Genomic DNA, 22,450 nt, shown 5'->3' with positions numbered 1-22,450 from the left:
GGCGCTTTGCGTGGTAAACCGCCGGGCAAGCAAAAGGACATCCGAAATGAACCTGTTTTCCGAGATCCGCGGCCTGGTACTGGACGCGCTGGCGCAGATGCAGTCCGAAGGCACGCTGCCCGAGGGGTTGAGCTTTGACAACGTGGCGGTCGAACCGCCGCGCGATGCGGCGCATGGCGACATGGCGACCAATGCGGCGATGGTGCTGGCCAAGCCTGCGAAGATGAAGCCGCGCGACATTGCCGATGTGCTGGCCGGGAAACTGGCTTTGGATGACCGCGTTACCAGTGCCGAGGTGGCGGGGCCGGGGTTCCTGAACCTGCGTCTTGCGCCGTCCGTCTGGCAGGGTGTGCTGGCTGCTGTGCTGGAAAAGGGCACCGATTATGGCCGCTCGACCATGGGTCACGGGCAGAAAGTGAACGTGGAATACGTCTCGGCCAACCCGACCGGCCCGCTGCACGTTGGGCATACGCGCGGCGCGGTGTTCGGCGACGCATTGGCGAGCCTGCTGGCCTATTCCGGCCATGATGTGACCCGCGAGTATTACATCAACGATGGCGGCGCGCAGGTCGATGTGCTGGCGCGGTCCGCCTATGAGCGCTACCGCGAGGCCAACGGGCTGAGCCCCGAGATTGCCGAGGGGCTCTATCCCGGCGACTACCTGATCCCGATCGGTGAGGCTCTCAAAGAGAAATACGGCGACAGCCTGATCGACAAGCTTGAAAGCGAGTGGCTTGAGGACCTGCGCGAGTTTTCGACCGACGCGATGATGGACCTGATCCGCGCCGACCTGAAGGCGCTGGGCGTTGAGATGGATGTGTTCTTCTCGGAAAAGTCGCTCTATGGCACGGGTCGGATCGAGGCTGCACTGGAGTCGCTGACCGACAAGGGCCTGATCTATGAAGGCGTGCTGGAGCCGCCCAAAGGCAAGAAGCCCAAGGATTGGGAACCGCGCGAGCAGACCCTGTTCAAGTCGACCGAACATGGTGACGATGTGGACCGCCCGGTCAAGAAATCGGACGGTAGCTGGACCTATTTTGCCCCCGACATTGCCTATCACTATGACAAGGTGACCCGTGGCTTTGACGCGCTGATCGACGTGTTCGGTGCGGACCATGGGGGCTATGTCAAGCGGATGAAGGCGGCGGTGTCAGCCCTGTCCGATGGCAAGGTGTCGCTGGATATCAAGCTGACCCAGCTGGTGAAGCTGTGGAAGAATGGCGAGCCGTTCAAGATGTCGAAACGGGCCGGGAACTTTGTCACCCTGCGCGATGTGGTCGATCAGGTTGGCCCGGATGTGACCCGGTTCGTGATGCTGACGCGCAAGAACGACGCGCCGCTGGATTTCGATTTCGACAAGGTGCTGGAGCAGAGCCGCGAGAACCCGGTGTTCTACGTGCAATACGCCCATGCCCGCGTCATGAGCGTGCTGCGCCGCGCCGCCGAGGCCGGGATTTCCGCTGACGACGCGACCCTTTCAGGGGCTGATCTGGGCAAGATCGACCATGCGTCGGAACTGACCGTCGCCAAGAAGCTGGCCGAATGGCCGCGTCTGGTAGAAATCGCGGCACGCACCAACGAACCGCACCGTGTTGCCTTTTACCTGTACGAACTGGCGGGCGACTTCCACGCGTTGTGGAACAAGGGCAATGACGAAACCCAGCTGCGATTCATCCAGGATGGCGATGTTGCCACAAGCCAGTCAAAAATCGCATTGGCCCGGGCCGTTTCTGTTGTGATTTCAGCGGGCTTGGGTATTCTTGGCGTCACTCCGGCGCAGGAGATGCGGTAACAAATATCGCCCGAACCGCCGGTACGAGGTAGGCAAGAAATGACCCGCGCGCCCGTTTTCAGGCGCGAAACGGGCGGTGAGGCGGATATGACGAGTTACGATTACTCGGGGCAACAGCGCCCCGAGCACGCGCATTACACGAATCAACCCCATGCGCAGGATGCGTATGAGTATCCCGAAGACGTGCAGGGCCACGACGCGCCTGCGCGGTCTTTTGGTCTGGGGCGCGCGGTCAATGTGCTGGGTGCGGTTGCCTCGGTGGCGTTGGTCGTTGGGGTCGGTGTCTGGGGTTACAAGCTGGTCATGCGGGACGTCAGCGGCGTTCCGGTTGTGCGCGCGGCCGAGGGGCCGATGCGCATCCAGCCCGAAAAGCCGGGCGGTACGCCTGCGGATCATCAGGGCCTTGCTGTAAATGCGGTGGCCGCTGAAGGTTCGGCTGCGGCCCCGGCAGATCGCCTGATCCTTGCCCCGCGCCCGGTGTCCCTGACGGATGAGGACCTGCCCGCCGGTGAGCTGAAGCCGACGCAAGCGGTGCATGTGATTGAAGAGCCGATCTCGAACCGGGAAGCGGCTGAATTGCGGCAGAACGCCGTTGACGCGCTGGTCGCGGAACTGGCCGGAGAGGCGGCGAGACAGGAACAGCCGCAGGACGAAGGCGTGGAAATCGCCGCGTTGGCAACCCCTGACGACGAGCCCGCCATTGACCCTGCCGATCTGGCGGCATCGCTGCCGGACCCGGAACTGGCGGCGCTGCCCGGTGTGCGTCGGTCTCTGCGGCCCCATACCCGCCCGGCCCGTAGCCTGCGCAGTGCACCTGCCGAGGACGCGATCAGTGCCGCCGTCAAAACGGCTGTGGGTCTGGATGTTGATCCCGACACGCTGAGCAAGGGGACCCGTCTGGCGCAGTTGGGGGCCTATGAAAGCGTGGGTGTTGCCAAGTCCGAATGGGCGCGGCTGAACGGGCGGTTTGGCGAGTACATGGACGGAAAACAGCGTGTTATCCAGAAAACCTCAAGCGGTGGGCGCACGTTCTACCGCCTGCGCGTGCTGGGCTTCGATGATCTGAGCGACTCGCGCCAGTTCTGCGCCGCGCTGGTGGCGCAGGGGGCTGATTGCATCCCGGTGGCCGTGCGGTGAATTTCGGTGCCACGATCACCGATGCCGAAGGTCTGCGCCTGAGTGATGAGGAACGCGCGCTGTTCCGCCAGATGAACCCGTTCGGGTTCATTCTGTTTGCCCGCAATATCGACACCGCCGACCAGGTCCGCGCCCTGTGCGATGACTTTCGCGAGGCGGTTGGCCGCAATTGCCCCATCACCATCGATCAGGAAGGCGGGCGCGTGCAACGTCTGCGCGCCCCGCTGGCCCGCGAATGGCTGCCGCCGCTGGATCACGCGGACCGCGCCGGGGATCAGGCCGAACGGGCCATGTACCTGCGCTATCGCCTGATTGCGCATGAGCTGTTCGAACTGGGCATCGACAGCAATTGCGCCCCGATGGTGGATGTGGCGCGGAGCGAAACTCATGCCTTTCTGCGCAACCGGTGCTACGGCGGTGACGCGGACCATATCGGCAAGATCGGACGCGCCGTGGCGCAGGCGCATCTGGATGGCGGTGTTCTGCCCGTCGTGAAACACATGCCCGGCCACGGTCGCGCGACGCTGGACAGTCACCACGATCTGCCGCGCGTTGACCTGCCGTTGGAGGACCTGAAAGAAAGCGATTTCGCGCCCTTCCGCGCCCTGAACGATCTGCCGATGGGGATGACGGCGCATCTGGTCTTCGAACAGGTTGACCTCGCTCCGGCCACGATTTCGGCACCGATGATGCGCGTGATCCGCGAGGTGATCGGCTTTGATGGCCTGATCATGACCGACGACATCTCAATGAAAGCGCTCAGCGGGTCTGCCGCGGACCTGTCGCAGCAGGCATTGCAGGCCGGTTGCGATGTTGTCCTGCACTGCAACGGAAGCTTTGCAGAACGTGCCGAAGTGCTGGAAGCTGCAGGTCAGATGTCGGACATGGCACAAACCCGCGCGGAACGCGCGCTGGCCATGCGCAAAGCCCCGCAGGAACTTGACATCCAAGCCGCCGAGGCGGAACTATCTGCCCTAATGGGCGGGCAGGTATATGAACGATAACCTTTTCAGCGAAGACCCGGTCTCGGTCGCGGATCGTCTCGCAGCCGAAGCGCTGATCGTTGACGTCGACGGGTTCGAAGGCCCGCTGGACGTGCTGCTGACCCTGTCGCGGACGCAAAAGGTCGACCTGCGGAAAATCTCGGTTCTGGCGCTGGCGCAGCAATATCTGGCCTTTGTCGAAAAGGCCCGCGCGCTGCGGATCGAACTGGCTGCCGATTATCTGGTCATGGCGGCGTGGCTGGCGTTCCTGAAATCCCGCCTGCTGCTGCCGCCGGACCCGGATGACGAAGGGCCTTCGGGCGAGGAACTGGCCGCCCATCTGGCCTTCCAGCTGGAACGTCTGCAGGCCATGCGTGATGCTGCCGCACGGCTGATGGCGCGCGACCAGTTGGGGCGCGATTTCTTCAAGCGCGGGCAGGGTGAGGATGTCACCCGTATCCGCACCGTGACCTATTCCGCGACGCTGCTGGACCTGATGCAAGGCTATGCCCGCATCCGCACCCGCGACGAATTCCGCCCCTTTGTCATGGATCGCGACGCGGTGTTCACGATGGAACAGGCGCTGGAACGGATGCGCCCGCTGATCGGGTTTGCCGGGACCTGGACGGATATGGAGACCTATCTGCCCGATGGCTGGGATGCCGACCCGGTGCGCAGACGCTCGGCCACGGCGGCGACCTTTGCGGCCTCGCTGGAACTGGTGAAGGAAGGACATATGGAGATCAAGCAGAGCGAGACATTCGCTCCGATCCATCTGCGGAAAAGGACCGAAACACGTGACTGACGCCCCCGAAGAGACCGGCATGCTGTTCGAAGCCCCGCCGCTGGCGGAACAGGAACGGATGGTCGAGGCGGTTCTGTTCGCCAGTGCCGAACCTGTCACCGTAGCCGATCTTGAGGCCCGGATGCCCCACGGCAGCGACGCGGCGCAAGCGGTTGAATTTCTTCAGAAACGCTACGAGGGGCGCGGCGTCCGCGTCGTGCGCGTGGGTGAGGCATGGGCCATTCGCACCGCGCCTGATCTGGGCTTTCTGATGCAGAAGGAAACGGTCGAAACCCGCAAGCTGAGCCGCGCCGCCATCGAAACACTCGCTATCGTTGCATATCACCAACCTTGCACGCGTGCGGAAATCGAAGAGATCAGGGGCGTGTCGGTGTCGCGCGGGACCATCGACCAGTTGCTTGAGATGGAGTGGATCAGGCTGGGTCGCCGCCGCATGACACCGGGCCGCCCGGTGACGTTTGTGGTGACGCCGCAGTTTCTGGATCACTTCGGTCTGGAAAACGCCCGCGACCTGCCGGGGCTCAAGGAACTGCGCGCCGCAGGGCTGCTGGAAAACCGCCCGCCGCCGGGGGCGATCCCGCTGGGCGAGGGCCGCGAAGACGAAGCGGATGAGGATCAGACGGAACTTTTCGAGGAAGAGTGACCAACCGGCCCTTTTTCGACCGCAAAGACCCCTTAAGTTGTGTTCCAGCAAACGGAGTTGAGCAATGAACGCGAACCGGATCATCGACATGATCGTGCGTCAGGTCATACGGCGGCTGGTGATGCGCGGCGTGGACAAGGGCTTTGACATGGCCAGTCGGGCGGGCAAACCGGGGCAAGCCCCGCGTGACCCAGAGGCCCGGCGCCAGATGGCGGACAACTCCAAGCGGCAAAAGCAGAACATGAAACAGGCACAGCGGATGACCCGCCAGATGCGCCGGTTCATGAAGTTTTAACCACCAGCTTTGAAATGCTTGGACAGTTTCAGGCCTTGCCCCTGATAATTCGACGCAATACCCGCGCCGTATAGCTGCGTGGGCATCTCGGCCATGCGCTCATAGACCAGGCGACCGACAACCTGACCGTGCTCCAGCACAAATGGCGCTTCGTGGCAGCGGACCTCAAGCACACCGCGCGAGCCTGCGCCACCGGCGGCGGCGTGGCCGAAACCGGGGTCGAAGAAGCCCGCGTAATGCACCCGGAATTCACCGACCATTGCCAGATAGGGGGCCATCTCGGCGGCGTACATCGGCGGGATATGCACCGCCTCGCGGCTGACGAGGATGTAGAACGCGCCGGGGTCGAGGATGATGCGGCCATCTTTGGTGCGCACTTCCTCCCAATAGTCCTGCGGGTCGTACCCTCCGATCCGGTCCAGATCGATCACGCCGGTATGCGGCTTGGCGCGGTAGCCCACCAGATCGGTGTCGGGCAGTTGCAGATCGACCGAAAAGCCCAACCCGTCCTGAATCACCGCAGGGCCATCCACCAGCGGTGAGTCGGCGTGCAGCGCGGCCAGTTCGGCATCCGTCAGAACCGCCTGACCCTGCCGGAACCGGATCTGGTTCAAGCGCATGCCGGGGCGGACGAGGACCGAGAAGGAACGCGGGCAAATCTCGGCAAACAAAGGCCCGGTATACCCTGCGGGCACCCGGTCGAACTCGGCCCCGCCATCGGTGATGGTGCGGGTCAGCAGGTCTAGCCGCCCGGTCGAGCTTTTGGCGTTGGCCACCGCGCTGACATCATCGGGCAGAGCCAGCGATTCCATCAGCGGTACCAGATAGACGCAGCCTTTTTCCAGAACCGCGCCATCGGTGATATCGATGCGGTGCATCTCGAACTCGGCCAGACGGTCGGCTACCGAGCGGGATTCGCCGGCCAGAAACGAGGCGCGGACGCGGTAAGCCACTGTCCCCAGACGCAAATCAAGGCTGGCGGGTTGAACCTGAGCCGGAATGATCTCGGGGCTGGCGGTGATTTCACCCCGCGCGATCATCGCTTCGATCTGCTGGTTTGGGCATACGCCGGTCATTCCGATCCCCCCTGATGCCAGAGCGGGATCTGGCCTGTGTGCCATAAACGTCGGTGTGATTTGGTCGGGCTAGCAGGACTCGAACCTGCGACCTTCCGTCCCCCAGACGGACGCGCTACCAGGCTGCGCCATAGCCCGACGTTGGGCTGTTCATAAAGATTTTCCCGGCAGGGGCAAGAGGAAAACAATGCCTTTTTTCCTATCCCGCCACCTTGGTTTCCACCCGATCCAGCCACACGCGCAGGTCCCGCGCAATCGGCGCGATTCGGGCCAGAAGCGCGTCGTCGTATTCGTCGCGGTTCCAGGCCAGCGACGCCACACCGCCCAGCAGCGGGGCCGTGTCCAGTTCCACCTCGCGCGGTGCGGGGTCCGCGGGTGCAACGGCGGGTTTTGGGCTTTCCGGCACGGCTTGCTGCACCTTGGGCTCACGCAAGTCCATGTGTATTTGTTCGGCTGAGGCGGGCTGTTTCGCGGTGAAAGGAACCACGGTGGCATCAGCCTCGGCAGGTTCGTCCAGCGGCTGAGACAGGGCGGCAACATGGGCCACGCCCTGTTCGCGCAGGATGCTCTGCACGCCCTTGATGGTGATGCCATCCTCGTGCAGCAGCTTCTTGATACCGCCCAGCAGCCGCATGTCGTTGGGCCGGTAATACCGCCGACCGCCTGCACGCTTTACGGGTTTGACCTGACTGAACCGGCTTTCCCAGAACCGCAGCACATGGGCTTGCACTCCCAGCCAGTCCGCAACCTCACTGATCGTGCGAAACGCGTCGGGGGACTTGCTCATCTCTGCGGGACCTCTGACTTACTTGCGGTTCCCGGCGGCGACGCGATCCTTCATCAGGTGCGACGGGCGGAAGGTCAGAACGCGGCGGGGCTGAATCGGAACCTCTTCGCCGGTTTTGGGGTTGCGGCCGATACGGGCGGTCTTGTCGCGAACGCTGAAGGTGCCGAAGGATGAAATCTTGACCTGCTCGCCGCGCACAAGTGCGTCGGACATATGGTTCAGAACGCTTTCGACCAGTTGCGCACTTTCGTTGCGTGAAAGGCCAACTTCACGAAAGACGGCCTCGCTCAGATCCATTCTGGTCAGTGTTTTGTCGCCCATGCCAATTCCCCTGTTGATAGGAAAGAATAGGGTCAGGGGAAATTCGCTGTCAATATCAATGAATTGCAGGCGGCTGTGTAAGCCGGATTGCGCCTGTTACCAGCGCAGCGCCACCGCGCCCCAGGCCAGACCGCCGCCGATGGCCTCGGTCACGATCAGATCGCCCTTCTTGATCTGCCCCCGTTCCTTGCCCACAGACAGGGCCAGCGGGATCGAGGCGGCGGATGTATTGCCGTGATCTTGTACCGTAACCACCACGTTATCCATCGACAGGCCCATCTTTTTGGCGGTGCCCTGAATGATGCGGATATTGGCCTGATGCGGCACGACCCAGTCGACATCGGCACTGCCGAGGCCCGCTCGGTCCAAGGCGGTTTCAGCCGTTTTTGCAAGCTTTTCAACAGCATGGCGGAAGACCTGATTGCCCTGCATCCGCAGGTGCCCGGTCGTATGGGTCGACACGCCGCCATCGACATAGAGCAGATCCTTGTAGCGCCCGTCCGAATTCAGATCGGTCGCCAGAATGCCACGGTCGGCGGGGGTGCCTTCGCCCTCTTGCGCCTCAAGCACCAGCGCGCCCGCGCCATCGCCGAACAGCACACAGGTGGATCGGTCGCTCCAGTCCATGATTCGGGAAAAGGTCTCGGCCCCGATCACCAGAACGCGTTTGGCCTGACCCGACAGGATCAGCGCGTTGGCGTTGCTGAGCGCAAAGACGAATCCGGCACATACGGCCTGAACGTCAAAGGCAAAGCCCTTGGTCATGCCCAGCCGGGCCTGAACCATCGTCGCCGCCGACGGAAAGGTCAGATCGGCGGTCGAGGTTGCCAGAACGATGGCGTCGATATCATCCGCCGTCAGTCCCGCATCGGTCAGCGCCGCCTCGGCGGCATGAGTCGCAAGGTCCGACGTGGTCTCGCCATCCGCAGCAAAGTGGCGGCGTTCGATCCCCGAGCGGGTCCGGATCCACTCATCGGTGGTGTCCAGCGTCTTTTCAAACTCGGAATTCGGAACAACACGTTCAGGCAAATAGTGCCCGACACCTACAACAACTGAACGGCCTGCCATGTTGGGGTACTGCCTTTTTGGTTATTTTTCCGTCTGCGGCGCAGATTGCGCGGCATCTTGGGCAAGCTGGGCCGTTGATGCAACCCGTGCCGCCAATTTTTCGGCAAATCCTGACTGGGCCAGGGTGAATGCAAGCTTGACCGCCGCCGATACGCCGGTCGCGTCTGCGCCGCCATGGGATTTGACCACAGTACCATTCAGGCCAAGGAAAACGCCGCCATTTACCCGGCGCGGATCGATGCGTTTTTTCAACCGGTTCAGCGATGTGATCGCCAGTACCGAGGCCAGACGGGACAGGGGTGAATACTTGAACGCGTGGCGCAGCAGGTCGCCGATCAGGCTGGCGGTGCCTTCGCCGGTCTTGATCGCGACATTGCCGGTGAAGCCGTCGGTCACGATGACATCGGCCTTGTCGCCGGGAATGTCGCTGCCTTCGACAAAGCCCACAAAGTCGAAATTCGCGGGGCCGGCGAAGTCCGAGATCATGGCGTGGGCTTCTTTCAGCTCGGCGCGGCCCTTGTGTTCTTCGGTGCCCACGTTCAGCAGACCGATCCGGGGACGGGTCAGCGCCATGCCGTTGCGCGCGTAGGACGCCCCCATCAGCGCGTATTGCAACAGGTCCTTGGCATCGGCGCGCACATCCGCGCCCACGTCCAGCATCACGTTGAACCCCTGCGGGTTCCGAGATGGCCACAGAATCGCGATGGCGGGACGGTTCACGCCCGGCAGCTTGCGCAGGCGCATCATCGACAGCGCCATCAGCGCGCCGGTATTGCCGCAGGACACCGCCCCGTGCGCCTCGCCCTGGCGCACGGCCTCGAGCGTGGACCACATCGAGGTCTGCTTGCCGTTGCGCACAACCTGGCTGGGCTTGTCCTCCATCGTGACCACGTCGGGGCAATCACGAAAAACGACGCGCCCATCAAGGACACGCCGTTTGGCGACAAGCTTGCGCAGCGTCTGTTCCGGACCGTGCAGCAGAAACCCGATTTCGGGGTTCTTTTTGGCCGAATTCGCAATGCCTGCAACAACGACTGCGGGACCTGCGTCCCCACCCATTGCGTCTACCGAGATGGTGATCCTTCCGGCGTGCGTGGGTTGTTCAGTCATGCCTTGGCCTGCGCTCGTTCAGGCTTAGGCTGCGTCTTCGTCCAGATCGATTTCGTCGGCCTGCGCGACGACTTCGCGATCATCATAGTGGCCGCAGGACGCGCAAACGTGGTGCGGGCGTTTCAGCTCGCCACAGTTCGGGCATTCGTTCGGGTTTGCAGCAACCAGAGCGTCGTGTGCGCGGCGGTTGTTGCGACGCGACTTGGAAACTTTGTTCTGTTGGACGGCCATGGTCTCAACCTTTGTCTGACTGGGGGCCGCAGATTCGCTGCCGACCCGGGTTTCGTAGTTCGTTTTATCGTGGTTTGACGCGCGTTTAGGGGACGAGCCCCGCAATGTCCAACCCAAAATCCGATGAGCGCGCGAAAATACTGCGATTCTCGGTATGTTCAAGCGATTTTTCTGACCGCCTGCTATGACAGGAAATCCGCGCCCTGTCACTCGTCTTTTTTCAGCGTATCGCGCAATCCCGCCAATCCGGCAAAAGGCTTGGCATCTTCGTCTGTCATCGCCTGCTTGCCGGGTTCGGTATAGTCGGCCTGACCCAGTTCCGCACCGTCCTTGCGCGGGTACTGAGGCAGGGCGAGGGATAGCGCCTCGGCCATCACCTGCGCCGGGTCAATCTCGGGTCCCAGCGGCTCGGTCTCGTCGCCTTCGGGGATTTCGAACTCGGCTTCGTCCGGGTCGGTCCAGTCGGCCAGAAACAGGCGGGACACCGGGATGTCGATCCGGGTCGTGACCGGTTCAAGCGTGACGACGCAGGGTTGAATCACGGTCGCGCCCAGCTTGCCGGTCAGCTCCCAGTCGTGTTTGCCCTGCGCGCGCACCTGGCCGACAAAGCTGAGTTTGCGCAGGCCCAGCAGCTGAAGATCGTTTTTCAGCGCTTCCAGCGCCTCGGGCCCCGGGCGCAGGTCAAACGGCGTGGGGGCGTTTTGCGGCAGATCGGCCACCCGAAGGGATGTGACGTTAGTCATCATAGAGTCTTTCCTGTGTTGAACCGTGGCAGCGGTTTCTGTAATCGGATAGAAGCCGTGACAGGCCAAGGCAAGAGGGTGCGTATGTTGAAGGTTGTAAACAGGTTCAAACCGGCTGCGAAGTCGCTTGTCGTCATTGCCGCTCTGGCCGTCGTCGGGGCCTGCTCGCCTGTCTTCAAGAATCACGGATACGTGCCGCCGGCAGAAGATCTGGCCGAAATTCAGGTTGGCAAAGACACGCGCGACAGTGTGGCCGAGGCGATCGGCGCACCGGGCGCGTCGGGTGTTGTCAAGGATTCCGGTTACTACTACGTCCGCTCGCGGGTCCGCCACTATGGCCCGAAACGGCCCCAGGTCGTCTCGCGCGAGTTGGTCGCGATCAGCTTCGATCAGCGTGGCGTGGTACGGAACATCGAACGCTTCGGCCTTGAGGACGGTATCGTGATTCCGCTGGAACGCCGCGTGACCGATTCCAGCGTGCAGGACAAAGGCTTCCTGCGGCAGCTGCTGGGCAATATCGGCACCTTCAACCCGGCCAATATCCCGGGCGTCGGCAACTAAACTCTGTCATCCTCTTGTGGCTTCACAGGACGGTCACAAATTTTATGTTAGGCACGTGGCGAAGATAACGGGTCAGCAGCCGGGGAGGATGCGACCATGGCTACGGCAGTTTTGTTGAGCAAGGGGCGCTATCAGGCCCGTCTGGCGCAAACGGCCAAGGATGTGTCGGCTGCTCAGGCGCTGCGAACGCTGGCCTTTGGCACCGGGCAGGTCGATCGGGACGATTTCGACGCCGCATGCGCCCATGTGCTGGTCGAGGATATGCGGTCTGCGGGGCAATTGGTCTGCTGCTTTCGGATGCTGGTGATGGAGCGTGGTGCCGAAATCGGGCGCAGCTATTCGGCGCAGTTCTACGATCTGTCGTCGCTGCAGGATTTCAGCGGGCGTATGGTCGAGATGGGACGGTTCTGTATCCACCCGGATTGGACCGACCCCGACATTCTGCGTGTGGCGTGGGGGGCGATGACGGCCTATGTCGATCAGACCGGGGTCGAAATGCTGTTTGGCTGTTCCTCGTTCGCGGGGACCGAAACCGCCGAATATCTGGACGCGTTCGCCATGCTCAAGCACCGGCATCTGGGGCCCAAGCGCTGGCTGCCGCAGGTCAAGGCGCCGCATGTCTTCCGCTTTGCGGCCCGTCTGCGCCGCAGGCCGGATGCGAAAAAGGCGATGCTGAGGATGCCTCCGCTATTGCGCACCTATCTGATGATGGGGGGCTGGGTCAGCGATCATGCGGTGGTGGATCGGCATATGAACACGCTGCATGTGTTTACTGGGCTCGAGATCGGGGCGATTCCCCCGGCGCGGAAACGTTTGCTGCGGGCAGTGGCCGGGGTGATTTGAGTATTTTTGAAAAGATGAAGCCGGGGCGTTGACGCGTTGTTCCCGCCGGTTTAGCTGGCGGACATGGCGAGAATTCCTTTGTTGCAGATGTCCGGCATTTCCCTGACCTTCGGGGGTGAACCGGTGTTTTCCGGCCTTGATCTGGTGGTGCAGCCCGGTGATCGGGTGGCGCTGGTGGGGCGCAACGGGTCGGGCAAGTCGACCCTGATGAAGGTGATGGCCGGTCTGGTCGAGGCGGATCGGGGCGACATCGTGATTCCGCCGGGGAAATCCGTTGGATATATGGAGCAGGACCCGACAATGGACGGGTTTGCGACGCTGGGTGACTATGCCTCCAGCGGTCTGGAGCCGGGGGAGTTGTATAAGGTCGAACGGGCCGGAGAGGGCCTGAAATTCGACCCGGCGCGTATGGTCGAAACAGCCTCGGGCGGGGAGAGGCGTCGCGCGGCGCTGGCCAAGCTGATGGCCGAGGCGCCCGATCTGATGTTGCTGGACGAGCCCACCAACCATCTGGATATCGAAGCCATCGCGTGGCTCGAGCGGGAACTGGGCGCGACGCGGGCGGCGTTTGTTCTGATCTCGCACGACCGGGCATTTCTGCGTGCCTTGACCCGCGCGACCTTGTGGATCGACCGGGGCGTCGTTCGGCGGCAGGAGCAGGGGTTTGAGGCGTTCGAGGCCTGGCGCGACAAGGTTTGGGAGGAAGAAGACCAGCAGCGGCACAAGCTGAACCGGCTGATCAAGTCCGAGGCCAAATGGGCCGTCGAAGGCATCAGCGCCCGCCGCAAGCGCAATCAGGGCCGCGTGCGCGCGTTGCAGGCCTTGCGGGCCGAGAAGGCGGCGCAGATCAAACGGCAGGGATCGGCGGCGATGTCGCTGGAATCGGGCCCCAAGTCGGGCCGCAAGGTGATCGAAGCCAAGGGTGTCTCGAAAGCGTTTGGTGATCAGCAGATCGTGCGCAACTTCAACCTTCTGGCGCAGCGCGGGGATCGGGTGGCCTTTGTCGGGCCGAACGGCGTGGGTAAGACCACCCTGCTGAAGATGCTGCTGGGGCAGGAGGCCCCGGATGAAGGAACGGTGACGCTGGGCACAAATCTGGAGATTGCCGTCTTCGACCAGACCCGCGCGCAGCTGGACCCCGAGATGACCCTGTGGGACAGCCTGACCGGCGACCCCGAGATGCGGGTTTCAGGCAAGGCCGATCAGGTCATGGTGGGCGGGCAGCCGAAGCATGTTGTCGGTTACCTCAAGGAGTTCCTGTTTGACGAGCGGCAGGCAAGAGCGGCGGTTAAGTCACTGTCAGGCGGGGAAAAAGCGCGGTTGCTGCTGGCCAAGCTGATGGCCAAGCCATCGAATCTGCTGGTGCTGGACGAACCCACCAACGATCTGGATGTCGAGACGCTGGATCTGTTGCAGGAATTGCTGGACGATTATGACGGCACGGTTCTGTTGGTCAGCCACGACCGGGATTTTCTGGATCGGGTGGCGACGACGACCATCGCGATGGAGGGCAATGGCCGGGCGACGGTCTATGCCGGGGGATGGACCGACTATATTGCGCAGCGCGGCGATGTTTTTGAGAGGAAAGAAGAAAAAACAAAGCCTTCCAAGCCGAAGGTAATGCAGGAAGCGAAGCCGAAGGCGGGGCTTTCATTCTCGGAGAAGCACCGGCTTGAGAAGCTGCCCGCTGAAATCGCACGGCTTGAGGCCGAAATCGGCAAGCTGGAAGAACTGATGTCCGACCCCGAGCTGTTCACGCGGGAGCCGGTCAAGTTCCAGAAAGCGACCGAGGCCTTGGTTGAGCGCCAGACAAAGCTGTCTGCGGCCGAAGACGAATGGCTGATACTGGAAGAAAAGGCCGAGGGCGGGTAAGCCTCGGCGGGCCGCTAGCGAATGGGGCGGGCCGGATTGCCAACGACCGTTGCGCCGGGGCTGACATCCCGTGTCACCACGCTGCCCGCGCCGATGATGACGTTGTCTCCGATTGTGATGCCGGGCATCAGGATGGCGCTGCCGCCGATCCAGACATTGCGACCGATGTTGACCGGCAGGCCGATTTCCAGCCCACGGGCGCGCTCGGCGGGGTCTTTGGCGTGCTGTGCGCAATAGATTTGGGCGTTGGGGCCAAACATGGTGCCATCCCCGATCAGTACCCGCGCCGTATCCAGAATGACGCAACCGGCGTTGAAATAGACCCGGTCGCCCAGATGGATGTTCACGCCATAGGCGCAGTGAAAAGGGGCCTCGAGAAAGCAATCCGTGCCGATGCGGGCGAATATTGAACGCAGGGCGGGAGCCATCGCACCCCGTTCGTCGGGATCGAAGGTGTTATGGGCATGCACCGCGCGGCGCGCTTTGGCGCGCATCGCCTCAAGTTCCGGGTCAATGCAGCAATACCACGCGCCCGCTTCCATCTTTTCCCGCTCGGTCATGCTGCAGGCCTAGCGCATCCGCAACGCGCCGTCGATGCGGATGACCTCGCCGTTCAGATAACCCATCTCGACGATAAAACCCGCCAGCCGCCCGTATTCGTTCGGGTCGCCCAGACGCGGCGGATTGGGCACATCGGCGGCGAGTTGCTGCTGGATCTCTTCCGGCAGACCGGCCAGCATCGGCGTCATGAAGATGCCCGGCGCAATGGCCATCACCCGGATGCCGGTCGCGGCCAAATCGCGGGCCATCGGCAGGGTCATGCCCACCACGCCGCCTTTTGACGCCGCATAAGCTGCCTGACCCTTTTGCCCGTCAAAGGCGGCGATCGAGGCGGTGTTGATGATCACCCCACGCGCGCCGTCCGGTTCGGGGTCGTTCTTCGCCATCTCAGCCGCTGCCAGACGCGAGACGTTGAAGCTGCCAACCAGATTGATATCGATGGTGCGCTGGAACGCGTCCAGCGGGTGCGGCCCGTCCTTGCCCACGGTCTTTGCCCCAACGGCAATACCGGCGCAGTTCACGGCGGCGGTGATCTTGCCCATTTTGTCCATCGCGTGGGCGATTGCCTCGGCAACGGACGGCTCATGCGTGACATCGGTTTGGGCAAAATGCCCGTTGATTTCCTCGGCGACCTGCGTTCCGCGGGTCGCGTCCCGGTCCAGGATCGTGACCTGTGCGCCTTGTGCCGCGAAGTGGCGCGCCGTGGCCTCGCCCAGACCGGACGCCCCTCCGGTGATGATTGCAGCGGTGTCGGATAGGTGCATGGCAGGCTCCTCGCAGGTATATGAACGATTGTTCAATAACTGATTTCAGCTCTCTGTGTCCACATGTTTGATGGTGTCAGCCATTGGGGTGGTGGATTCTAAACATATCCTCAGAAACCCTTTAGCGGTGCTTCACGCGACATCGCCATCTCGGTGCTGAACTGCCCGGTCACGTCGGGTGTCTTTTTGGTCACGAGGTGCTGATATGTCGAAGAGTACAAAGCAGAAATTGGGCGCGCTTACGGCTGTGCCATTTATGGGAATTCTGATGGTGGGCAGTGCGGCTGCGGCACCTGAAACCTGCAACTGGAAAACCGCGCGGGATTACGCAAACGCGGGTGACTATGCCGCCTTGTGCGATTGCGCGCAGGTCACGCCCAGCTTTCTGGAGCGGCTTCAGAGCCGGTCCGATTTCGAAACAACCCTGACTGTGACCGGAGCGCAATGCCCGGGTCTGGCGGCGTTGCTGACGGACCTGCCGACGGCGAGCATTTCGAACGCGGCCAGCACTTTGGGAGAGGATCGTAGTTCTGATCGCAACTCGTCAGGGGCCGGTCAGGTTGCGGACGCAGGCGGGGGCGGCAATGACACTCCCGGCGGCGGTGGTAACGCGGGTCCTGGTGACGGCAGCGGTAACGATGGTCCCGGCGATGGTGGTGGCAATGACGGCCCCGGTGATGGTGGCGGCAACGATGGCCCCGGTGACGGTGGTGGCAACGATGGCCCCGGCGACGGTGGCGGCAATGATGGCCCCGGTGACGGCGGCGAGCCGGGCGATGGCGGTGGCAAGCCAGGTGATGGCAAGCCCGGCAAAGGCGGCGGCAAGGGCGGCGACGGACCCGGCAAGGGCAAAGGTGGCGGTAAAGGCGGCGACGGCCCCGGTAAAGGCAAGGGCGGTGATGGCCCCGGCAAAGGTAAAGGTGGCGGTAAAGGCAACAATGGCCACGGAAACGGCTCGGAAGGCAGCAGCCCCGGACGCGGCAACAACGCCAATGACGATGAAAGCGGCGGCGGCAAGCCCGGCAGGGGTAGCGGCAAGCTTTAAGCCGGTTTGAGCCGCTTCCTTCTGAAACCACAACGACCACCCAAGGGGTGGCCGTTGCTGTGTCGATATTCGGACTGCTTAGCCCAGCTGCACCAGCGCGTGACGCTTTTTGCCCGCGCTCAGCTTGATGGGCGAAGTCAGCGCGCCTGCGTCAATCATCAGCCCCGCATCGGTCAGCGGCGCATCGTCCAGTTTGGCACCGTTCTCGGCGATCAGGCGTTTGGCCTCTTTGCCCGACTTCGCCAGACCTGATTTCACGATCAGTTGCACGATCGACACGGGCACGTCATCGGCGGTCAGCGTCAGGGTCGGAAGATCCCCGCCCACGCCGCCTTTTTCGAACACCTCTCGGGCGGTGGCCTCGGCGGTTGCGGCGGCCTCGGCCCCGTGCAGCAGGGTGGTGACCTCGTTGGCGAGGCGGATCTTGGCCTCGTTGATATCGGACCCCTGCAGCGCGGCCAGACGGTCGCATTCGTCGACGGGCAGTTCGGTGAAGATTTTCAGGAACCGGCCCACATCGGCGTCGGTGGTGTTGCGCCAGAACTGCCAGAACTCATAGGACGACAGCATATCGCCGTTCAGCCACACCGCGCCGCCTTGGCTTTTGCCCATCTTGCGCCCATCGCTGGTGGTTAGCAGGGGCGTGGTCAGGCCATAGATCTCGTGATCCAGCACGCGGCGGGTCAGGTCGATGCCGTTGACGATGTTGCCCCATTGGTCCGAGCCGCCCATCTGCAGAACGCAGCCATAGCGGCGGTTCAGTTCAAGGAAGTCATAGGCCTGCAGGATCATGTAGTTGAACTCGAGGAAGCTCAGCGATTGTTCCCGGTCCAGCCTCGATTTCACCGATTCAAACGACAGCATCCGGTTGACCGAGAAATGCCGCCCGATATCGCGCAGGAAATCGAGGTAGTTCAGGCTGTCCAGCCATTCGGCATTGTTCAGCATCAGCGCGCCGGTCTCGCTGTCGTCATAGGACAGGTATTTCGAGAACACCTGCTTCATGCCCGCAATATTCGCGTCGATCTGTTCGGGGCCCAGCAAGGGGCGTTCGTCCGACCGGAACGAGGGGTCGCCCACCTTGGTCGTCCCGCCGCCCATCAGGGTGATCGGCTTGTGGCCGGTCTTTTGCAGCCAGCGCAAAACCATGATGTTCATCAGATGGCCCACATGCAGCGACTGAGCCGTGGCGTCATAGCCGATATAAGCTGTTTGCACCCCACTGATCAGCGCGTCGTCAAGGCCCTGATAATCGGTGCAGTCGGCGAGAAAGCCGCGCTCGATCATCGTGGCGATGAAATCCGATTTGGGGTGGTAGGTCATATCGTGCCCTTTGGGTTAATGTTGCGCGGCAACGTATAGGGCCGTGCAATGCCAAGTAAAAGGTGCATTTGCCCGTTTTAACGTGCAGAGCTCAGCTTTTGGTCGGCGGCAGGCGGAAGGCAAACACCATCGCAATCAGGTTCAACGCCGCCAGCACGAAGATCGGCGTGACCGGGTCGTGCAGATGTGCCACGGCCCCCAGAACTGCTGCAAAGGCGATGCCGACCAGGCCGGCGGTGACATCCCCGAGGGCGACGAGATAGGGGCGCTCGTTCTCGTTGGTCATTTCGATGACATACAGGTAGCGACCATAGATTACGCCGTTGCCGCCCAGCGACAACAGCAGGATCACCGCCGCATACAGCCAGACGTTCTGCGCATAGCCCATAAAGGTGAATGCCAGCGCCAACACCGCCGACAGGGTCGAGATCAGGCATCCCAGCCACATCACCGGCTTCACGGAAATCCGCCCGCTGAGCCAGCCCCAGATGATCGAGCCGATCACGACGCCTGCGCTGGCTCCGATCACGAAGTAGCTCAGCGAGTGCTTCGTGCCCACGTGATAGGTGGCGGCGTGGATGGTGTAGAAGGGCATTGCAAGTTCGACCGATACGAACAGCAGCCGGGTGAACAGGAACTTGCGGTACCAGGGATAGCCCATGCCGGTCTTGAAGCCTGTCGCCAGTTCGGCCAGCGGTTTGGGTTTGGCGGCGGCAGCAGGGTTGGGCGGCTGGTCTTCCTCGAAGATGCGCACACCGGCAAAGCTGATCCCGGCGGCGAACATGGCGACAACGCCGCACCACATGACGACGATATGACGCTGCATGGGTTCTTCCGAAACCAGAAGGTCTTTCGTCACCCAGACAACGACAATCGCCAAAGTGCCCGAGATGGTGGCCTGCGCAAACACCATCCGGTTGCGCTTGGCATCCGGCACCGAGACGCCATAAATCTGGCTGGTGCCGAGACTGGACAGCCCCTGACACAGGCCCATGATGGCCGCCGTGGTCAGGAAAAGAAGAACGACCAAAACCTGCGGCAGGTTGGTCGCAAAAAGCGCCACGATGGACAGGATCACCCCGGTCAGGATGTTGGGTATGTAGACGGCCAGCTTCGCCCGCGTGACACGGTTGATGAAGGGTGAAACAAAAATCTCGGCAATCAGGCGGGCACCGGTCACGCAAGGCAGCAGCAGACCCGCGATAAACGTAGGCGCACCCAGGGCGAGGTACAGGAACGGCAGCACCAGACGCGGGTTGACCAGTTGCGACCCGATGGTCGATAGCGCCCCCGACCAGAAGATCAACTGGTAGTTCCGGTTTTCAACCGTTCGCGTTTGCTTTGACGTCTCGGGTTGTCCCATTCTTTCTCTTCGCACGACTGTATTGGTGTCCCGCTTTCCCTCAATGCTGGCTCAGATATCGATTTTCTGCAATGGGATTGGGGCTTTGGTGTTGATCCCGGGGCGCAGGCGGCGAAAAAAGCGGAAGGATGCGGCGCAAGGCCCTTGCCATGGGCCGCGGATAGGTTGCAGTTTGATCGGGTCGCAACCCAAGGGTGTAATGCCCCTGCGAAAATCCACATCACCAAGCAGGAGAGAGGCGTGGGCCTGGCCATCAAGACGAACAAGGCGATCCGGGCGCTGGGCGCGATGTCGGGGACTTCGCTGGACGGGGTGGATACCGCCGTGGTGGAAACCGACGGGCACCGGATATTCGGGTTCGGCGAAAGCGGCTATCGCGCCTATTCTGAGGCCGAGCGTGCCCAACTGCGCGCCGCGCTTGGACAGTGGAGCGGGCCGCAGGTCGATGCGGCGGCGGAACTGGTGACGCTGGCCCATGCCGAGGCGCTGTCGGAATTCGAAGATGTCGACCTGATCGGCTTTCACGGCCAGACCCTTGCGCATGAGCCGCGCGGGCGGGGGACACTGCAGGTGGGCGATGGCTTTGGTCTGGCGCAGGCGCTGGGCCTGCCGGTGGTCTGGGACTTTCGCAGCGACGATGTGAAAATGGGGGGCGAGGGCGCGCCGCTTGCGCCGTTCTTCCATTTTGCCTGCGCCAAGTGGATCGGGGCAGAGGAACCCTTGTGCTTTCTGAACCTCGGCGGTGTCGGCAACCTGACCTATGTGGACCCGTCCTTTGACGGGCCCGAGATGCCGGGGGCACTGCTGGCTTTCGACACCGGCCCAGCCAATGCGCCGGTCGATGATCTGATGCAGGTGCGGCTGGGCCTGCCGATGGATCGCGACGGTGCGGTTGCGCGCGGAGGGACGGTCGAGACCGGCGCGCTGGAACTGTTCCTGGCCGAGCCGTTCTTTGCCCGCATGCCGCCGAAGTCGCTGGACCGCAACGACTTTGCCGAGATGATCGGGCTGGTGCAGGAACTCAGCGATGCCGATGCTGTCGCCACGCTGACCGGCATGTGTGCCGCCGGGGTGGTGCAGGGGATGGAGCATTGCCCCAAGCCGCCCGCGCGGCTGCTGGTGACAGGCGGCGGGCGTCATAACCCGGTGCTGATGGAGATGCTGCGGGCCGCGTTGGACTGCCCGGTCGAACCGGTCGAGACGGTTGGTCTGGACGGCGACATGCTGGAAGCCCAAGCCTTTGCCTATCTCGCTGTGCGCGTGGCGCGCGGGCTGCCGACCTCGTGCCCCGGAACGACTGGTGTGCGGGCTTTAGTGGGCGGCGGGGTTGTCAGCGCAGTGTCGATGGATCGCGCTGTCTGAACCGCTTTGCAGGAACCGCCACAGAACAGCAGTTCAAAAAACCGCAATGATGTGCAAGGGTTAGGGCGCGGTCTGATCCGGGCATATTGAAGGTGGGTATTGATGGCGACCAAGGCGGAACTGGAAGCTGAGCTGAACGCGCTTCGCGCGCGCAACGCGACGTTGGAGGCAAAGGCTGAGGAACCTCCGAGGCCCGAAGCCTCGCCGCCTTTGAAAACGGCGGACGAGATTCGGAAACTGTTGGAAGAGCACGGCATAGACCTAAAAAAGGCCGAAGCGCTGGGCGAGGATGTGGTCGAAGAATTCGGCAGGCTGCAGAAGCAGTACCCGATCACCGCTTTGCTGATTGCCTTTACCCTTGGATATGTCGTTGGCCGCGCGCGCAGTTAGGATACGGGACATGAACAGACTCAGCAAAAACCTGACAACGATCTATCGCACCGAACGCCTGATCACGCGCCGCCGTTTTGCCGTCATGCAACAGCAGACCATTCTGATGGTCCTGGCGGGAATCTCGGCCCTTGCAGGTCTGGTTCTGTTGGATGTCGCGCTGTTCTTTATGCTGAAAACATGGATGTCCTCGGGGGCCTCCGCCGCTGTTCTGTCGCTGGCCAACCTGCTGCTGGCCGTGCTGCTTGTGCTGTTTGCAAAACGCACGAATGTCGAGGATGAGATCGCCCCGGCGGTCGAGGTTCGCGACATGGCCATCGCCGATATCGAGGATGAGCTGGAAGAACTGGCGGTTGAGGCACGTGAGGTTGTTCAGGCGGTCAAAAGCATCGGTGCGAACCCTCTGGGGTCTCTGCCGGCCCTGTTGGTTCCGCTTCTGACCGCGATTCTGCGTGCGAAAGAGCGTAAGGAATAACGCGGGTCTCAGGTCTTCAAGGTGCGCGCGTAGTCGGCCGCAAATTCGGTATAGCCGTCCGAAGTGGATTTCAGATGCGCCTGCGTCCAGCCATGGAAGGCGGGCAGTTGGTGGAACGGCACGTTAGGGAACGCATGGTGTTCCGCATGATAGGGCATATTCCACGCCACGAACCGAACGATCCGGTTGGTGAAGGTGGTGCGCGAGTTTTCCAGCATGTTGGCGACGGGCGGGCACAGCCCGTGCTCTGCCAGCAGGTAGAGGCGCAGAAAGGGCTGGCCGATCAGCACGGGCAGCAGCCACAGCCAGAACAAGACGGACGTATAAAACAGGCTGAGCGCTGCGAGGGCATAGAGCGCCAGAAGAACCCGCGCCTCGGCCCGGATGGCGCGATGCTGGCGGGCGGGCAGGTAGGGCGCGTCAATCTTTCCGGCGGCGTTGCGCAGAAGGGTCTGCGCCATGCCGGACCAGTAAGGCCATCCGCTGAGGTAAACGATCAGGCTGCGCCAACTGTCGGGGCGCGGTTTGCCGTCCAACTCGGGGTCTTTCTGCGGATGATTGGTCCATTTGTGATGCGCCAGATGGAAATACCGGAACCACGTAAAGGGCAGGGCGATGGGCACCGAGACCAGATGCCCAACCGTGTCATTCAGCCATTCGGTTCTGAACGGCGTCTTGTGGGTGCATTCGTGGCTGAGCGTGAACAGGAAGACGAACAAAATCCCCTGCGGCAGGATCAGCAGCGGCCACAGCGGGATTTGCGCGGCGATCCCGGTGCTGGTCACGGCGAGCGCCCCGAAATACAGCGCCAGATGCTTCAGACCTGCTGCATCGGACCGTTTTTGCAGACGATCTTTTGCTTCGGGCGGAATTGCGGCGATCAGGGCGCGGTGATCCATC

General features: G+C 62.4%; 25 protein-coding genes and 1 tRNA gene. 13 read left to right on the top strand and 13 right to left on the bottom strand.

The annotated features are described in order from the left end of the window. Positions 1 to 46: 46 nt before the first annotated feature. The 6 genes from argS to ACR0K1_RS03325 all read left to right on the top strand — a co-directional run bounded on the left by argS (position 47) and on the right by ACR0K1_RS03325 (position 5,655). Positions 47 to 1,792, top strand: coding sequence for an arginine--tRNA ligase (argS, locus tag ACR0K1_RS03350; RefSeq protein ID WP_480848760.1), 1,746 nt, complete (start codon positions 47 to 49; stop codon positions 1,790 to 1,792). A 39-nt stretch (positions 1,793 to 1,831) separates the two neighbouring features. After that, the gene (locus ACR0K1_RS03345; RefSeq protein ID WP_480613891.1) at positions 1,832 to 2,929 is read left to right on the top strand and encodes an SPOR domain-containing protein; all 1,098 of its coding nucleotides are present in this window, start codon (positions 1,832 to 1,834) and stop codon (positions 2,927 to 2,929) included. Next, complete coding sequence (gene nagZ / locus ACR0K1_RS03340) at positions 2,926 to 3,933, top strand: beta-N-acetylhexosaminidase (RefSeq protein ID WP_480613893.1); 1,008 nt, start codon at positions 2,926 to 2,928, stop codon at positions 3,931 to 3,933. Before ACR0K1_RS03345 ends, nagZ begins: the two co-directional genes overlap by 4 nt. Further along, positions 3,923 to 4,717 (top strand): segregation and condensation protein A, encoded by a 795-nt coding sequence (locus tag ACR0K1_RS03335; protein WP_480848757.1) that lies wholly within the window; start codon positions 3,923 to 3,925, stop codon positions 4,715 to 4,717. Before nagZ ends, ACR0K1_RS03335 begins: the two co-directional genes overlap by 11 nt. After that, positions 4,710 to 5,360, top strand: coding sequence for an SMC-Scp complex subunit ScpB (scpB, locus tag ACR0K1_RS03330; RefSeq protein WP_480613896.1), 651 nt, complete (start codon positions 4,710 to 4,712; stop codon positions 5,358 to 5,360). The genes ACR0K1_RS03335 and scpB overlap by 8 nt, the downstream gene beginning before the upstream one ends. Before the next feature lie 64 nt (positions 5,361 to 5,424). Further along, a complete protein-coding gene (locus ACR0K1_RS03325) occupies positions 5,425 to 5,655 on the top strand; it encodes a hypothetical protein (protein ID WP_480613898.1) in 231 nt (76 codons plus the stop codon). Here ACR0K1_RS03325 and ACR0K1_RS03320 read toward each other — a convergent pair. The 8 genes from ACR0K1_RS03320 to ACR0K1_RS03285 form a co-directional block, all read right to left on the bottom strand. Beyond that, positions 5,652 to 6,731, bottom strand: coding sequence for a 2'-deoxycytidine 5'-triphosphate deaminase (locus ACR0K1_RS03320; protein ID WP_480613900.1), 1,080 nt, complete (start codon positions 6,729 to 6,731; stop codon positions 5,652 to 5,654). The two genes, ACR0K1_RS03325 and ACR0K1_RS03320, sit on opposite strands and share 4 nt — an antisense overlap. Before the next feature lie 61 nt (positions 6,732 to 6,792). Continuing rightward, positions 6,793 to 6,869: transfer RNA gene (locus tag ACR0K1_RS03315), tRNA-Pro, on the bottom strand. Between the two features lie 61 nt (positions 6,870 to 6,930). Beyond that, positions 6,931 to 7,518, bottom strand: a complete 588-nt coding sequence (locus tag ACR0K1_RS03310; RefSeq protein ID WP_480613902.1) for a MerR family transcriptional regulator — start codon at positions 7,516 to 7,518, stop codon at positions 6,931 to 6,933. An 18-nt stretch (positions 7,519 to 7,536) separates the two neighbouring features. Further along, a complete protein-coding gene (gene ihfA / locus ACR0K1_RS03305; RefSeq protein ID WP_008755922.1) occupies positions 7,537 to 7,839 on the bottom strand; it encodes an integration host factor subunit alpha in 303 nt (100 codons plus the stop codon). A 96-nt stretch (positions 7,840 to 7,935) separates the two neighbouring features. Further along, positions 7,936 to 8,907, bottom strand: a complete 972-nt coding sequence (locus ACR0K1_RS03300; RefSeq protein WP_480848753.1) for a beta-ketoacyl-ACP synthase III — start codon at positions 8,905 to 8,907, stop codon at positions 7,936 to 7,938. Positions 8,908 to 8,928: 21 nt separating this feature from the next. Next, entirely contained in the window at positions 8,929 to 10,017 is a 1,089-nt protein-coding gene (gene plsX, locus ACR0K1_RS03295) for a phosphate acyltransferase PlsX (protein ID WP_480613906.1), read from the bottom strand. Positions 10,018 to 10,041: 24 nt separating this feature from the next. Beyond that, positions 10,042 to 10,248 (bottom strand): 50S ribosomal protein L32, encoded by a 207-nt coding sequence (gene rpmF / locus ACR0K1_RS03290; protein WP_008756996.1) that lies wholly within the window; start codon positions 10,246 to 10,248, stop codon positions 10,042 to 10,044. A 206-nt stretch (positions 10,249 to 10,454) separates the two neighbouring features. Beyond that, the gene (locus ACR0K1_RS03285; RefSeq protein ID WP_480848750.1) at positions 10,455 to 10,991 is read right to left on the bottom strand and encodes a YceD family protein; all 537 of its coding nucleotides are present in this window, start codon (positions 10,989 to 10,991) and stop codon (positions 10,455 to 10,457) included. Positions 10,992 to 11,075: 84 nt separating this feature from the next. On the opposite strand from ACR0K1_RS03285, the gene ACR0K1_RS03280 reads away from it, so the two are divergent. The 3 genes from ACR0K1_RS03280 to ACR0K1_RS03270 all read left to right on the top strand — a co-directional run bounded on the left by ACR0K1_RS03280 (position 11,076) and on the right by ACR0K1_RS03270 (position 14,267). Then, positions 11,076 to 11,552 (top strand): outer membrane protein assembly factor BamE, encoded by a 477-nt coding sequence (locus ACR0K1_RS03280; RefSeq protein WP_480613908.1) that lies wholly within the window; start codon positions 11,076 to 11,078, stop codon positions 11,550 to 11,552. Between the two features lie 96 nt (positions 11,553 to 11,648). Further along, positions 11,649 to 12,395: a GNAT family N-acetyltransferase gene (locus ACR0K1_RS03275; RefSeq protein ID WP_480613910.1), complete on the top strand. Its 747-nt coding sequence runs from the start codon at positions 11,649 to 11,651 to the stop codon at positions 12,393 to 12,395. A gap of 63 nt (positions 12,396 to 12,458) precedes the next feature. Next, on the top strand, positions 12,459 to 14,267 hold the full coding sequence (locus tag ACR0K1_RS03270) for an ABC-F family ATP-binding cassette domain-containing protein (protein ID WP_480613912.1): 1,809 nt from the start codon (positions 12,459 to 12,461) through the stop codon (positions 14,265 to 14,267). Between the two features lie 14 nt (positions 14,268 to 14,281). On the opposite strand, the gene ACR0K1_RS03265 is transcribed toward ACR0K1_RS03270, so the two are convergent. After that, a complete protein-coding gene (locus tag ACR0K1_RS03265) occupies positions 14,282 to 14,827 on the bottom strand; it encodes a sugar O-acetyltransferase (protein WP_480613914.1) in 546 nt (181 codons plus the stop codon). A 9-nt stretch (positions 14,828 to 14,836) separates the two neighbouring features. Next, on the bottom strand, positions 14,837 to 15,592 hold the full coding sequence (locus tag ACR0K1_RS03260) for a 3-hydroxyacyl-CoA dehydrogenase (protein WP_480848746.1): 756 nt from the start codon (positions 15,590 to 15,592) through the stop codon (positions 14,837 to 14,839). Positions 15,593 to 15,797: 205 nt separating this feature from the next. Here ACR0K1_RS03260 and ACR0K1_RS03255 point away from each other — a divergent pair, with 205 nt between their 5' ends. Further along, the gene (locus ACR0K1_RS03255; protein ID WP_480848744.1) at positions 15,798 to 16,637 is read left to right on the top strand and encodes a hypothetical protein; all 840 of its coding nucleotides are present in this window, start codon (positions 15,798 to 15,800) and stop codon (positions 16,635 to 16,637) included. A 78-nt stretch (positions 16,638 to 16,715) separates the two neighbouring features. Here ACR0K1_RS03255 and tyrS read toward each other — a convergent pair whose 3' ends face one another. Together tyrS and ACR0K1_RS03245 are read right to left on the bottom strand one after the other, a co-directional pair. Beyond that, a complete protein-coding gene (gene tyrS / locus ACR0K1_RS03250; protein WP_480848742.1) occupies positions 16,716 to 17,960 on the bottom strand; it encodes a tyrosine--tRNA ligase in 1,245 nt (414 codons plus the stop codon). 91 nt (positions 17,961 to 18,051) lie between these two features. After that, positions 18,052 to 19,323 carry an MFS transporter gene (locus tag ACR0K1_RS03245; protein ID WP_480614499.1) on the bottom strand — a complete coding sequence of 424 codons (1,272 nt, stop codon included), beginning with the start codon at positions 19,321 to 19,323 and terminating at the stop codon, positions 18,052 to 18,054. Between the two features lie 288 nt (positions 19,324 to 19,611). On the opposite strand from ACR0K1_RS03245, the gene ACR0K1_RS03240 reads away from it, so the two are divergent. The 3 genes from ACR0K1_RS03240 (at position 19,612) to ACR0K1_RS03230 (ending at position 21,550) form a co-directional block, all read left to right on the top strand. Continuing rightward, the gene (locus tag ACR0K1_RS03240; RefSeq protein WP_480614952.1) at positions 19,612 to 20,685 is read left to right on the top strand and encodes an anhydro-N-acetylmuramic acid kinase; all 1,074 of its coding nucleotides are present in this window, start codon (positions 19,612 to 19,614) and stop codon (positions 20,683 to 20,685) included. Positions 20,686 to 20,787: 102 nt separating this feature from the next. Further along, the gene (locus tag ACR0K1_RS03235; protein ID WP_480614502.1) at positions 20,788 to 21,075 is read left to right on the top strand and encodes a hypothetical protein; all 288 of its coding nucleotides are present in this window, start codon (positions 20,788 to 20,790) and stop codon (positions 21,073 to 21,075) included. Between the two features lie 10 nt (positions 21,076 to 21,085). Next, complete coding sequence (locus ACR0K1_RS03230; RefSeq protein WP_480614505.1) at positions 21,086 to 21,550, top strand: hypothetical protein; 465 nt, start codon at positions 21,086 to 21,088, stop codon at positions 21,548 to 21,550. Positions 21,551 to 21,558: 8 nt separating this feature from the next. Here the strand turns inward: ACR0K1_RS03230 and ACR0K1_RS03225 are convergent, their stop codons facing one another. Beyond that, on the bottom strand, positions 21,559 to 22,449 hold the full coding sequence (locus tag ACR0K1_RS03225; protein WP_480614507.1) for a fatty acid desaturase: 891 nt from the start codon (positions 22,447 to 22,449) through the stop codon (positions 21,559 to 21,561). Position 22,450 lies beyond the last annotated feature (1 nt).

It is taken from the genome of Ruegeria sp. F5, from assembly GCF_056533845.1.
The sequence above is the reverse complement of the archived record's forward strand: the minus strand, read 5'-3'. Positions and strand labels throughout refer to the sequence as shown.